Origin of the sequence: Paraburkholderia lacunae (assembly GCF_003353175.1) — a bacterium.
Lineage (GTDB): Bacteria > Pseudomonadota > Gammaproteobacteria > Burkholderiales > Burkholderiaceae > Paraburkholderia > Paraburkholderia lacunae.
In genome coordinates, this window is the sequence record NZ_QHKS01000003.1 from 257,853 (window position 1) to 271,243 (window position 13,391).

At 64.6% G+C, this 13,391-nt stretch carries 13 protein-coding genes; 9 read left to right on the forward strand and 4 right to left on the reverse strand.

Going from position 1 to position 13,391, the window contains the following annotated elements; translation table 11 throughout:
* Positions 1-249 precede the first annotated feature (249 nt).
* From rimO to DLM46_RS40890, 6 genes are all read left to right on the forward strand, one after another.
* Positions 250-1,641 carry a 30S ribosomal protein S12 methylthiotransferase RimO gene (rimO, locus tag DLM46_RS06065; protein WP_115099855.1) on the forward strand — a complete coding sequence of 464 codons (1,392 nt, stop codon included), beginning with the start codon at positions 250-252 and terminating at the stop codon, positions 1,639-1,641.
* A gap of 54 nt (positions 1,642-1,695) precedes the next feature.
* Positions 1,696-2,610 carry a sugar kinase gene (locus DLM46_RS06070; RefSeq protein ID WP_115100001.1) on the forward strand — a complete coding sequence of 305 codons (915 nt, stop codon included), beginning with the start codon at positions 1,696-1,698 and terminating at the stop codon, positions 2,608-2,610.
* Between the two features lie 68 nt (positions 2,611-2,678).
* The gene (gene bktB, locus DLM46_RS06075; protein WP_115099856.1) at positions 2,679-3,863 is read left to right on the forward strand and encodes a beta-ketothiolase BktB; all 1,185 of its coding nucleotides are present in this window, start codon (positions 2,679-2,681) and stop codon (positions 3,861-3,863) included.
* 75 nt (positions 3,864-3,938) lie between these two features.
* Positions 3,939-4,601 (forward strand): hypothetical protein, encoded by a 663-nt coding sequence (locus tag DLM46_RS06080; protein ID WP_115099857.1) that lies wholly within the window; start codon positions 3,939-3,941, stop codon positions 4,599-4,601.
* Positions 4,602-4,609: 8 nt separating this feature from the next.
* The gene (locus DLM46_RS06085) at positions 4,610-5,794 is read left to right on the forward strand and encodes a cystathionine beta-lyase (protein ID WP_115099858.1); all 1,185 of its coding nucleotides are present in this window, start codon (positions 4,610-4,612) and stop codon (positions 5,792-5,794) included.
* A 228-nt stretch (positions 5,795-6,022) separates the two neighbouring features.
* Complete coding sequence (locus tag DLM46_RS40890; protein WP_279635166.1) at positions 6,023-6,154, forward strand: hypothetical protein; 132 nt, start codon at positions 6,023-6,025, stop codon at positions 6,152-6,154.
* Between the two features lie 60 nt (positions 6,155-6,214).
* On the opposite strand, the gene serB is transcribed toward DLM46_RS40890, so the two are convergent.
* Positions 6,215-7,054, reverse strand: coding sequence for a phosphoserine phosphatase SerB (gene serB / locus DLM46_RS06090; protein WP_115099859.1), 840 nt, complete (start codon positions 7,052-7,054; stop codon positions 6,215-6,217).
* 265 nt (positions 7,055-7,319) lie between these two features.
* On the opposite strand from serB, the gene DLM46_RS06095 reads away from it, so the two are divergent.
* On the forward strand, positions 7,320-8,561 hold the full coding sequence (locus DLM46_RS06095) for a cytochrome P450 (RefSeq protein ID WP_115099860.1): 1,242 nt from the start codon (positions 7,320-7,322) through the stop codon (positions 8,559-8,561).
* Positions 8,562-8,825: 264 nt separating this feature from the next.
* Here the strand turns inward: DLM46_RS06095 and DLM46_RS06100 are convergent, their stop codons facing one another.
* Positions 8,826-9,779, reverse strand: coding sequence for a LysR family transcriptional regulator (locus tag DLM46_RS06100; protein WP_115099861.1), 954 nt, complete (start codon positions 9,777-9,779; stop codon positions 8,826-8,828).
* 171 nt (positions 9,780-9,950) lie between these two features.
* Here DLM46_RS06100 and DLM46_RS06105 point away from each other — a divergent pair, with 171 nt between their 5' ends.
* Both DLM46_RS06105 and DLM46_RS06110 read left to right on the forward strand, forming a co-directional pair.
* Complete coding sequence (locus tag DLM46_RS06105; protein ID WP_115099862.1) at positions 9,951-10,967, forward strand: zinc-binding alcohol dehydrogenase family protein; 1,017 nt, start codon at positions 9,951-9,953, stop codon at positions 10,965-10,967.
* Between the two features lie 313 nt (positions 10,968-11,280).
* Positions 11,281-11,844 (forward strand): DUF6013 family protein, encoded by a 564-nt coding sequence (locus DLM46_RS06110; RefSeq protein ID WP_115099863.1) that lies wholly within the window; start codon positions 11,281-11,283, stop codon positions 11,842-11,844.
* Positions 11,845-11,874: 30 nt separating this feature from the next.
* Here the strand turns inward: DLM46_RS06110 and DLM46_RS06115 are convergent, their stop codons facing one another.
* Positions 11,875-12,681, reverse strand: coding sequence for an ABC transporter permease (locus DLM46_RS06115; RefSeq protein ID WP_115099864.1), 807 nt, complete (start codon positions 12,679-12,681; stop codon positions 11,875-11,877).
* On the reverse strand, positions 12,678-13,388 hold the full coding sequence (locus DLM46_RS06120; protein WP_115099865.1) for an ABC transporter ATP-binding protein: 711 nt from the start codon (positions 13,386-13,388) through the stop codon (positions 12,678-12,680). Before DLM46_RS06120 ends, DLM46_RS06115 begins: the two co-directional genes overlap by 4 nt.
* Positions 13,389-13,391: the final 3 nt, after the last annotated feature.

Consider the following 13,391-nt stretch of genomic DNA (forward strand, 5'->3'; position numbering starts at 1 on the left):
AGGGCGTTCGCGTGGCCGCTGGGCGGCCGGCAGTGGACCGGCGTGCATTCGGCGTGTATGGCGGATTCGATCAGGGTGGTCGGCGCGGTGCGCACAGGCGGAGGGCCGCCGGCGCGGTACAATGGCGGGTTGCGTGTGCGGGGCGTTTTGCCGGGGATGGATTCTTTAACCCCGTAGTTCCTGCCGCACCGTCCCCCGAATTCGTCCCCATTTGTCGTCATCGTCACCGCTATACGCCGGACCCACCCTATGCCGCAGACCACTTCCCCCGCCGTGCCGACGCCTTCCACGCCGAAGGTCGGTTTCGTCAGCCTCGGCTGCCCTAAAGCGCTTGTCGACTCCGAGCAGATCATCACGCAGTTGCGCGCCGAGGGCTACGAGATCTCCGGCACGTACGACGGCGCGGACCTCGTGGTCGTCAACACCTGCGGCTTCATCGACGAAGCCGTGCAGGAAAGCCTCGACGCGATCGGCGAAGCGCTCCACGAAAACGGCAAGGTGATCGTCACCGGCTGCCTCGGCGCGAAGAAGAGCGCGAGCGGCTCCGGTCTGATCGAAGAGGTGCATCCGAAGGTGCTGGCCGTGACCGGCCCGCACGCGCTCGGCGAGGTGATGCAGGCGGTGCATAACCATCTGCCGAAGCCGCACGATCCGTTCGTCGACCTGGTGCCGGCCGCGGGCGTGAAACTCACGCCGCGTCACTACGCATACCTGAAAATTTCCGAAGGCTGTAACCACCGCTGCACGTTCTGCATCATCCCGTCGATGCGCGGCGACCTCGTGTCGCGTCCGGTCGCCGAGGTCATGCTCGAAGCGGAAAACCTGTTCAAGTCCGGCGTGAAGGAGCTGCTGGTCATTTCGCAGGACACCAGCGCTTATGGCGTCGACGTCAAGTACCGCACGGGATTCTGGAACGGCAAGCCGATCAAGACGCGGATGACCGATCTGGTCGGCGCGCTCGGCGAACTCGCCGCGCAATACGGCGCATGGGTGCGTCTGCACTATGTGTATCCGTATCCGAGCGTCGACGAAGTGATTCCGATGATGGCCGAAGGTCCGTACAAAGGCCATGTGCTGCCGTATCTCGACGTGCCGTTCCAGCACGCGCACCCTGAAGTGCTGAAGCGCATGAAGCGTCCGGCCAACGCCGAGAAGGTGATGGAGCGCGTGAAGGCGTGGCGTGAAATGTGTCCCGATCTGACGATCCGCAGCACGTTCATCGCCGGCTTCCCGGGCGAGACCGAAGAGCAGTTCCAGACGCTGCTCGATTTCATCCGCGAGGCGGAGCTGGATCGGGTCGGCTGCTTTGCGTACTCGCCGGTCGAAGGCGCCACGGCCAACGAACTCGACGGCGCGCTGCCGGACGATGTGCGTGAGGAACGCCGTGCGCGTTTCATGGAAGTGGCCGAAGAAGTGTCGGCGAAGCGCATCGCGAAGAAGGTCGGCAAGACCCTCAAGGTACTGGTCGACGAGATCAACGCCGACGGCGGCATTGGCCGCACCGCTGCGGATGCGCCTGAGATCGACGGTGTTGTGTATATCGCGCCCGCCGCCAAAGCGTCGAAGCGCTATAAGGTCGGCGATTTCGTGTCGGTGAAGATCACGGGCGCCGACGGTCACGACCTGTGGGGCGAGGTTTAAGCAATGGCCTTTAGCGTGACTCCTGTGCCGGAAGCCCGGACGCCGGACGCCCGAATGCCGCAGATCCTCGCGCTCGGCGAGGCGATGATCGAGTTCAACCAGTCGGCCAAGGATCAGCCGAACTACCTGCAAGGTTTCGGCGGCGACACGTCGAACTTCTGTATCGCGGCGGCACGGCAGGGCGCGAAGACCGGTTTCGTGTCCGCGGTCGGCGGCGATCATTTCGGGCGTTTGCTGATCGATTTGTGGGAACGCGAGCAGGTGGATACCTCGCACGTGCATGTGGATGAGCACGCATCGACCGGCGTGTATTTTGTCTCGCACGGCCCCAACGGCCACACGTTCGACTATTTGCGCGCCGGTTCGGCCGCGAGCCGTTATGCGCCGCACGACCTGCCGCTCGATGCGATTGCCGAGGCCAACGTCATCCATCTGTCCGGCATCAGCCTCGCGATCAGCCTGAGTGCCTGCGACGCGGCGCTTGCCGCGATCGAACATGCACGAGCCAACGGCGTGCGCGTGAGCTTCGACACGAATCTGCGCCTGAAGCTGTGGCCGTTGGCCCGGGCGCGCGCGGTGATGCTCGAAGCGATCCGTCAAACCGACATCTGTCTGCCGAGCTGGGACGACGTGACCGAACTCACCGGCCTGACCGGCCGCGACGAGATCGTCGATTTCCTGCTGTCGCATGGTCCGCGTGTGGTCGCGCTCAAGCTCGGCAAGGAAGGTTCGTATATCGCGACGCCCAATGAGCGGCGCGTCGTGCCGGGCCACGCCGTTAATGCGGTCGATGCGACCGGCGCGGGCGACTGCTTCGGCGGCGCGTTCATCGCGCGCATCGTCGCCGGTGACGATCCTTTTGAAGCGGCGCGCTATGCGAACGTCGCCGCGGCGCTGTCGACGCAAGGCTACGGCGCCGTCGCGCCGATTCCTTCGCGGGCGACGGTCGAACACATCCTGGCAGGCTGATTACTTCGCGCTGCGACGCGCGGCCCGCCAAGGCAAGGTCATCTTGAGAGACTAAAGAGGAGCGAGCGATGCAACGGGACGTAGTGGTGGTAAGCGGTGTGCGTACGGCGATCGGCGGCTTTGGCGGCAGTCTGAAGGATTTTCCGCCGACCGATCTCGGCGCCCGCGTGGTGCGCGAAGCGCTGGCGCGCGCCAATGTGTCCGGCGATGAAGTCGGCCATGTGGTGTTCGGCAATGTCGTGCATACCGAACCGAAAGACATGTATCTGGCGCGCGTGGCCGCGATCAACGGCGGCGTCGCGCAACACGCGCCCGCGTTGACGGTGAACCGCCTGTGCGGCTCGGGCTTGCAGGCGATCGTGTCGGCCGCGCAAAGCGTGCTGCTCGGCGACGCCGATATTGCGATCGGCGGCGGCGCGGAAAACATGAGCCGCGCACCGTACTCGATGCACGCCGCGCGCTTCGGCCAGCGCATGGGTGATGCGCGCCTCGTCGACATGATGGTCGGTGCGCTGAACGACCCGTTCCAGTCGATTCATATGGGTGTGACGGCTGAGAACGTTGCGCGCAAATACGACATCTCGCGTGAAGCGCAGGATGCGCTCGCGCTCGAATCGCATCGCCGCGCGGCTCACGCGATCACGAGTGGCTATTTCAAGGAACAGATCCTGCCGATCACGATTCCTTCGAAGAAGGGCGACGTCGTGTTCGATACGGACGAGCACGCACGCATGAATGCAACGGCGGAAGACTTCTCGAAGCTCAAGCCGGTGTTCGCGAAGGAAAATGGCACGGTGACGGCCGGTAATGCGTCGGGCATCAACGACGCCGCCGCGGCGGTCGTACTGATGGAGCGCGGCGTCGCCGAACAGCGCGGCATCAAGCCACTGGCGCGGTTGGTTTCGTATGCGCATGCCGGCGTCGATCCGGCTTATATGGGTATCGGCCCAGTGCCGGCCACGCGCAAGGCGCTCGAGCGCGCCGGCCTGACGGTCGCCGATCTCGATGTGATCGAGGCGAACGAGGCGTTTGCCGCTCAGGCGTGCGCGGTCAGCAAGGAACTCGGCCTCGACCCCGCGAAGGTCAATCCGAACGGCTCGGGCATTTCGCTCGGTCACCCGATCGGCGCGACCGGCGCGCTGATTACCGTCAAGGCCCTGTACGAGTTGCAGCGGGTTGGCGGGCGGTATGCGCTGGTGACGATGTGTATCGGCGGCGGCCAGGGTATTGCGGCGATCTTCGAACGGATCTGAGCCGGGCGGCAAACGCGTGTCAGACAGGTATCAAGCAGGTATCGAGCAGGTATCAAGCAACAAGGAAAGTAACGGATGCAGGAATCGAAAGCGATGAAGGGCGCTGCACATCGGCGCGGTTGGGCCGGTTCAGTCATGAGCGTTGCCGTGTTGCTGTGTGCCGGCGCGGCGGCGTTGATGCCCGCGCAGACGTGGGCGGAAAGCGACGCGGTGAAGGAATTGGCGGCGGCGCCGCCGATTCAGTTGCCGCTCAAGCCGAGCCCCGAATTCGCGAAGTTCCCGCGCTACACCGGCATGCTGGGCTCGCGTCAGATCGTGCTGCGGCTCGGCGCGAAAACCGATGATCCGTCCGGCGTGCACGGCGAGTATCAGTACACCGATAACGGCGAAGTGGTGCTGATCGCGGGCGACCGTGACGGCGACGTGCTCGAAGTCGAAGAGTCGAACGACGGCACGCATATCACCGGGAACTGGGTCGGCAAATTTGCCGCCGACGGTTCGGTCACGGGCGAACGGATGAACGTCGACGATTCCCAACCGCTGGCGTTCGATCTGAAGCCTCTGGCAGCGGGGCAGGCGGTGCCGGCCGCCGCGGCTGTCACGGCTGCGGGCGCTGCTGTGAACAAGACCGCGCCGTCGCCGCAGCCATCCGCGGGTGCGGCCGCTGCACCGGCCCCGGCGGCCGGAACGGGCGGTCACGCGGTGGGTGGCGTCAGCAACCTGCAAACCGGCGAGTGAAATTCACCATGACCCAATCCAAATCCAAACGCGGTCTGCAAACCCGCATCGTGCGCGCCACGGATCAGCTCACGCCTGGCTTCGAATCGTTCTCGATGCCGGTCATGCGGGCTTCGACCGTCGTGTTCCCCGATCTCGCGACGATGCGCGCGCTCGACTGGAAAAACGATGCGCAATGGCGCTACGGCCTGCACGCCACGCCGACTTCGCTCGCGCTGGCGCAGCGGCTTGCGACCATCGAAGGCGGCAATCACGCGTTATTGCAGCCGTCGGGGCTGTCGTCGATTTCGAACGTGTACTTCGGCATTGTCAAAGCCGGCGACGACGTGCTGATTCCCGATAACGTCTACTCGCCGAACCGCGATCACGGCGACTGGCTGGCGCGCGATTTCGGCATCACCGCGCGTTACTACGATCCGATGATCGGCGCGGGCATCGCCGATCTGATCCAGCCCAACACGCGCTTGATCTGGCTGGAAGCGCCGGGTTCGGTCACGATGGAAGTGGCCGACGTGCCCGCCATCACCGCGGTTGCGCGCGCGCGCAACGTTGTCACGGCCATCGACAATACGTGGTCGGCGGGACTCGCGTTCCGGCCGTTCGACCACGGCGTCGATATCTCGGTGCAGGCGCTGACCAAGTACCAGTCGGGCGGCGGCGACGTGCTGATGGGCGCGACCATTACCGTCGACCGCGAGTTGCATCTGAAGCTGAAGGCTGCACGCATGCGCATGGGCATCGGCGTCTCCTCGGATGACTGTTCGCTGATTCTGCGCAGCCTGCCGACCATGCAACTGCGCTTCGAACAGCATGACCGCGCGGCGCTCGGGCTGGCCAGATGGCTGAAGACGCGGCCGGAAATCGCGGCGGTATTGCACCCGGGGCTGCCCGATTGCCCGGGGCATGAATTTTTCAAGCGCGACTTCACGGGCGCGGGCGGCCTGTTTTCCGTTGTGTTCGAGGGGCGTTACAGCCCGGCGCAAATCGATACGTTCTGCGAGTCGCTGGATCTGTTTTCGCTCGGTTGGAGCTGGGGCGGCGCACATAGTCTCGCGATGCCGTACGACGTCGCGTCGATGCGCACCGAAGGTCAATGGCCGCATCGCGGTACGTTGGTGCGGTTTTATATCGGCCTGGAAGAGGAGGCCGATTTGCGCGCGGATATCGAACACAGTCTGGCTGCGCTGGGTTAAACGCCCGGGCGTTCTTGTCGAAGTTCAAGCAAGCCCATCGGGATCTGGTTCCGATGGGCTTGTTCTTTGTCGATATAGCCAGTAAGCCTGACCATTCGGCCGAATGTTCGATGTCGAATCTCGACGCTACGGCCACCACGACGATCTTCTTCATAGTCCTACATGTTCACCTGATTTAGTTTTTCTAGATAGTGCAGCACTTATACTGGACAACTAAAGGAGGCACTCATGAAAAAACTGGTCAAATTTTTCGCATCCGAGCAAGGCTTCGATCGAATGTGTTGGTGGGCGGGCAGGGTGTTTTTCACCTGCGCGGTCTTCATGACTGTCGCGGTCGTCATAACGTTGCAGAACAAATGAGTCTGAGGCTTGCGCTGGCTGTTGCGCTCTGCCAGCCGGCGCTCCTGAACCCCCAACGCTTCAGAACAACCGCAACAACCCATCCAGTCCAACGTGGTTGAACGCCACGCTGGCCGCTTCGCGCACCACCGGCTTTGCGCGGAACGCCACCGATAGGCCCGCCTCGGCCATCATCTTCAGATCGTTCGAACCATCGCCCATCGCGATCGCGCGGGCCGGCTCGATGCTCAGTTGGGCGCAAGTCTCGCGCAGCGTGCGCGCTTTCACATCGGCGTCGACGATCTCGCCGATCACCTTGCCGGTCAGCTTCCCGTCAGCGATTTCGAGCCTATTGGCGCGTGTAAAGTCCAGGCCGAGCCGGGCCTTCAGCTTGTCGGTGAAGAACGTAAATCCGCCCGACACCAGCAGTGTTTTCAAACCGGCTGCCTTCGCGCCGGCCAGCATCTGTTCCGCCCCCGGCGAGAGTTGCAGGCGCTCGTCATAAACGCGTTCGAGCGCGCCGGCGTCGAGTCCCTTGAGCAGCGCCACGCGGCGCGTCAGACTCTCGCTGAAATCCTTGATTTCGCCGCGCATCGAAGCTTCCGTGATGGCAGCCACTTCGGCCTTTAGCCCGCAAAAATCGGCAATTTCGTCGATGCATTCGATCGTGATCAGCGTCGAGTCCATATCCATCGCGACCAGCCCGAAATCGCGCAGCTTGCTGCCTGTTTCGACAAACGCGTAGTCCAGTTGATGGGTGCCGCAATAGACCTCGAGGTCGGCGCGCTGCGTAACCTGGGCGTCGGCGATGCGAATCGCGTGCGCGTCGATGATGCTGGCCTGCGAGCCGCGCGCGAGGGCGACGAGCGTTTTATGGTGGTCGGCGGACAGGGGCGCGGGGCTTTGGATGACGAGGTTCATGGACGACGCAGCAGTAACGCAGGAAAGGGCACGCGCGGCGCGCGCGGAAAATCCCGCTATTGTAACGGTTCGGCGGCACGCAACCGCCGGGGCGACCGGTGAGCAACCCGCGTGTGCAACCATCAGACGTGCGGTTCATACTGGCGCATCGAGCGATGCCCTGCGTCCATGGCGCCCGCCAACCCGGCCGCGCCCCACCTGATGGCGGTACGCCACACCGCGTGAATTGGAGCGGCGACGAGGCGCACCACTACGGAGACAACCGATGACCCCGGCGACCGCCACCGACGCGCTCACCTTTGCGCGCGACTTCGATCTGCGCCATCTGAGCCCGGCCTTCTATACCAACCCGTATCCGGTCTACCACGCGCTGCGCACGCATGAGCCGGTCAAGCGCATGCCGGACGGGTCGTTGTTTCTGACGCGTTTTCGCGATGTGCAGGCTGTCTACCGCGACCCCAAGACGTTCAGTTCCGACAAGACTGTCGAATTCAGGCCGAAGTATGGCGACGCGCCGCTCTACACGCATCACACGACCAGTCTCGTCTTCAACGATCCGCCGCGGCATACGCGGGTGCGCAAGCTGATCGCCGGCGCGCTGACGGCGCGCGCGATCGCGGCAATGGAGCCTGGCCTGATCCGCCTCGTCGACGGCTTGCTCGACGCCGCCGCTGCGCGCGGCCGGATCGACCTGATCGGCGAGTTCGCGTCGGCGATTCCGGTCGAGATCATCGGCAATCTGCTGGATGTGCCGCACGCCGAGCGCGGGCCGTTGCGGGGCTGGTCGCTGGCGATTCTCGGCGCGCTCGAACCGTCGCTGACCGACGCGCAACTCGAGCGCGGCAACCGCGCGGTTAGCGAATTCGTCGGCTATTTGCAGGATCTCGTGGCGCGGCGCCGGCGCGAACCCGGCGATCCGCAGCATGACGTGCTGACGCGTCTGATCGAGGGCGAAGAGGGCGGCGAGCAGTTGTCGGAAACGGAGTTGCTGCAAAACTGTATCTTCATTCTGAACGCCGGTCATGAAACGACCACCAACCTGATCGGCAACGGCCTCGTCACGCTGACCGAATGGCCGGAACAGCGCGCGGCGTTGTTGCACGAACCGTCGCTGATCGAGTCGGCGGTTGAAGAGTGCTTGCGCTTCGAGAGTTCGAATCAGCTCGGCAACCGGATGACGACGGTCGATACGGAGATCGGCGGTGTCGCGGTGGCGCGCGGCACGCCCGTCACGCTGTGCATCGGCGCGGCCAATCGCGACCCGGAGCAGTTCGCGGAACCGGATCGCTTCGACATCCGCCGCGATCCGAACCGGCATCTGGCGTTCGGCTTCGGCATTCATCAATGCGCGGGGTTGTCGCTCGCGCGGCTCGAGGCGCGGATCGCGATCGGGCGCTTTGTGCAGCGCTTTCCCGCTTATCGCCTCGATGGCGAACCGACTCGCGGCGGACGCGTGCGGTTTCGCGGTTTCGCTGCGGTGCCGGTCGAACTCGACCCGGCGAACTGAGCTCCACATCGCAACTGTTCGAGGCGTCGGCGCATCGCGGCTGCGATGAAAAACGTCTTGACGGAGCGCGGTGAGCGCTATCGAGTCGGCCTGTCAAACACGAAAAGGAACAAGCCATGAAGACCTCACCGCGAGCAATGACGGTTGCGTCGATTCGCGGGGAGCGCCGGTTGGCGCAACAGTGGTTATGCCGCGAGGGCGCTGGAAGCAAGCCGCGGAGCGATCCTGCTACGTGCAGTTAGTCACCGGGAGACCCTGCGCGCCTCAGTCAGTCGCCGTATCCCAATAAGGCGGATCGCCGAAATGCGCAGCAAGGAACTCGATGAACGCCAGCGTTTTCGGCGGCACGAATGCGCGGCTCGGATAGACCGCCCAGATGGCGACCTGCTCCGCGAGCGGATAGGTGTCGAGCACGCTGACCAACGCGCCACTGCGCAAATAAGGTGCGACGTCCCATGTCGATTTGAGCGCGATGCCGAAGCCGGCCAGCAGCGCATCGCGGATCACTTCACCGTTGTCGGTGACGAGGCGTCCGCTCACCCGCACGTCGAGCGGACCGGCGGGCGTCACGAACGCCCAGTCGCGCTGGTCCGACAGGATCAGGCATTCGTGCTGCGTCAGGTCCGAGGGATGACGCGGCGTGCCGCGCTCGGCGAGATAGGCGGGCGCCGCGCAGATCACGCGGCGATTCACCGCGAGGCGCCGCGCCACCAGCGACGAATCCTTCAGCACGCCGACGCGGATCGCCACGTCGATGCCGGCATCGACCAGATCGACGAGTTGATCGGTCAGCCGCAAATCGACGCTCACGCCGGGATAGCGGCGCAGAAACTCGCTGATCACCGGCGACACGTGCTGCCGCCCGAACGACGACGACATCGACACCCGCAAGCGGCCCTGCGGTTCGGCGAGAGCGCGGCCGACCGAGGCGCGCGCGGCGGCGGCAGCGTCAAGCAGCGTCTCGGCGCGCGTCATGAACACTTCGCCGTCCTGGGTGAGACTGATCCGGCGCGTAGTCCGGTGCAGCAGGCGCGCGCCGAGCAGCTTTTCCAGCTGCGCGATCCGCGAACTCGCCACCGCCGCCGACAAGCCGAATTCGCGGCCGGCGGCCGACACGTTGGCGAGCAAGGCGGCCCGCACGAACAGCGCGACGTCGAGCAGATCGAGGCGCTCCCGGTCACCGGACAAGGAGGGCGCTGGCTGGGCAATGGGATTCATTATTCTGAAAATCAAAAAGATGTTTCAGCAATTATGATGGTTTTGTGAGAATAAGAGCCGGCTTACGATGACGTCGATGCGAACACAGGCGGCATCGGCCGCTACTGCAACCAGACGCCGCCCGCCAGGTTCGCCAGTCGTCCAACCTCATCTGAATGAACAGGAGCTGTGATGAAAGCCGTCGGTCTCTACCGTTATTTGCCGATCGATCAAGCCGAAGCGCTGGTCGACGTCGAGATCAGCCAACCCGAAGCCACCGGGCATGACCTGCTGGTCAAGGTCGAAGCGATCTCAGTCAATCCCGTCGACACCAAAGTGCGCGCCCCGAAAGTCACCGTCGAGAAAGAACCGCGCGTTCTAGGCTGGGACGCTGCCGGTACGGTGGCGGCAGTCGGGCCGGACGTCACGCTGTTCAAGGTCGGCGATCCAGTGTTTTACGCCGGCAGCATCATGCGCCCGGGCGCCAATAGCGAGTTCCATCTGGTCGACGAGCGCATCGTCGGGCGCAAGCCGGCGTCGCTCGATTTCAGCCACGCGGCCGCGTTGCCGTTGACGGCGATCACCGCGTGGGAAGCGCTGTTCGATCGCCTCGGCGTCTCGCCGCAAGGCGCGGACGAAGGCCGCACGGTGCTGATCATCGGCGGTGCGGGCGGGGTTGGTTCGATTGGCATCCAGTTGGCGAAGCAACTCGCGAAGCTGAAGGTGATCGCGACCGCCTCGCGTCCCGAATCGGCGAAGTGGGCGACGGAGCTGGGCGCGGATCACATCGTCGATCACTTCGGCGACATGCCCGCACAGTTGAAAAAGCTCGGTATCGACCAGGTCGATTACGTGCTGATGTTCAACGACACCGACAGACACTTCCCGGCAGCAGCCGTGGTGCTCAAACCGCAAGGCGGCATTTGCACGATCGTCGAAAACAGCAAGCCGGTTCCCGTCGAACTGCTGAAGGCGACAAGCGCCGCGTTCCATTGGGAATTCATGTTTACGCGTTCGATGTTCGGCACGCCCGACATGATCGAGCAGCACAAGCTGTTGACCGAAGTGGCGCGTCTGGTCGACGCGGGCACGCTGCGCACGACAGTCGGTCAGGATCTCGGCAAGATCAACGCCGGCAATCTGCGTCGAGCGCATCAACTGCTCGAACAGGGGCGCGCGATCGGCAAGCTGGTGCTGACGGGCTTCTAAGCCGCGCAGCCCGATGATCGAGCATGGCCGGCGTCGCAGCAATGCGCCGCCGGCCATGTGTTTTTCGGAGCGCTGCCTAAGCGGGACGCAGGAAGGGACAGCAACGAATCTCACGCGCAGAAAACCCGTCGCCGCAAGCAGGTTAACACCCGATTCGTATGAAGCGCGCGCCTGGCCGCTTGGCGTTAGACTGGCAGGGCATCATGCTAAAACAGTTGCGTGTCTCGTGGTTCGCCTGGCCAGTCGCCATCACGCGCGAGTCGGGCAGTAGCGCTTAAGCGAGCGCGCAGCGGCACAACAACGAGGTGACAGTATGAGCTCCAGCTTCAAACTTTCCGCCGTTTCGGTTGTCGCTTCTCTCGCCTGCGCTCTGGCGCCCGGCATGCTCGTGCCGGTGGCCCATGCGGCCACGCCGATTACGGTCACGTCGCAAGCCGCCCCCGATGGTCCGATCCGCTACACGGTTCGCGTCACGTCGAAACAGTTCGGCAATTCACAGGAAACGCGTACGATCCGCTCCGGCGAATCGGATGACTTCACGTGGAAGACGGTGCCGCCGGGCGGGCCGGTTCCCGCGTCGGATACGTGCCCGAATTACGCGACGCTACCGGTCGACGCTAACGGCGCGATGATTCGTCAGACGCAGATCCGTTTTGCGCCCGTGGTCGCCGGCGACGGCACCGCGACCGTGCAGCTGAGCTTCCAGGCTCAGACGCCGCACGGCGTCAAGACCGTAACGAGTGGCGGCAAAACGCTCAAGTGTCCGAACGACGTGAGACTCAGCCAGATCCTGCGCTTTACGATGCCGACCAACGGCAGCACGAGGACGCTGACACTCACCGACGGCACCCAGGTGGCGGTGACAGCAAAGCGCTGAATCGCTGAATCGTGCGTAGGCGGACGGTAGTCAACGCTGCGCTGCCGGCCGCTCCACCAGCCGCGCGGCGAGAAACCGGTGCTCGGCGGAGAACAGCCGCCGGTAGGTGAGCAGTACCGCGCCCACCGTCCCCAACGCGGACGATGCCGCGATCAGAAACATGATCACGATCTGATAGCGCACCGCCTGCAACGGCGACTGACCGGCCAGCACCTGGCCGGTCATCATGCCCGGCAAACTCACCACGCCGACCACCGCCATCTGATTCAGCGTCGGCATCATGCCCGCGCGCACCGCTTGCCGCGCCGGTGCCTGCGCCGCTTCCCAACGCGTCGCGCCCAGCGCGAGCGCCATCTCGACGCGGTCGCGCCGCGCGGTCAGCTCCTCGGTCATCCGCTCGATGCCAAGGGACACGCCGGTCAGCGTATTGCCGAGGATCATGCCGAGGATCGGAATCGCATACTGCGGCTCGTACCACGGATGAATGCGGATCACGACGAAGAGTCCCACCGCCGCCACCAGCCACGAACTGACCCAGATCGACAGCACGCTGTCCGCACGTTGCCCGGCATAGGTGCGGTTGCCGCGCTGCGCGCCCGCGAAGCCGGCGATCAGCGTCATCACGATCATCAGCGGCAGCACCACGAACCAGCGGTCGTAGCGGAACACCCAACCGAGCACATAGCCGATCGCGAGCAACTGCAGGACGGTGCGCGCTGCCGCCCATGCCAGCTTGTGTTCGAGATCCAGCTTGAGCGCCACCGACACCACGCCGTTCACGACGATCAGCAACGTGGCGATCGCGACGTCCCAGAGACTCAGATTCTGCAATGTCATCGGTCGAACTCCTGTTGAGCCTGGGGCACGGCCGATTCGTCGAGCACGCCCGCGCGCATCGTCAGATGCCGCTCGCTCATGCGCACGGCTTGCGCCGGATCGTGCGACACCCACACCGAGGCGTGCCGGCCCGGCTCGGCATTGAACCACGCATGCACGAGGCCCTCGATCGCACGCGACGACTCCGGGTCGAGCGAGGCCGTCGGTTCGTCGAGCAGCAGGACGTCGGGCGCGAGTTGCAGGACGCGGATTAGCGCGGTGATCTGCGCCTCGCCGCCCGAGAGTTCGCTCGCGCGCTTGTCGAGGAAATCGCCGCTGCGCCCGGCCTGGGCGGCGAAGCTCGCCGCGCGCGCCCGGTCGAAGCGACCATCGCGATAGGTTCGCAGCTCGAACGGGTAGCGCAGGTTGTCTTCGACGCTGCCGTCGAGCAGCGCGGGTCGCTGCCGGATATACGCGACGTTGCGCCGGTAGCGCGGAATGGCGGCACGCGCGACCGGCGCGCCGCGCCACATGATGTGTCCCGCATCGAGTGGATCGAGCAGGGCAAGCGCGCGCAGAAACACGCTCTTGCCGGACCCCGACGGTCCGGTGACCGCGACCCGGTCGCCCGCCTGCAAGGCGAAATGGGTCGGTTGCAGGAGCGTTTGCCCGCGTAGTGCGTCGCGCCGGGCGATGCCGTCGGCGAGGACCAGGGGAACATCGTTCATAAG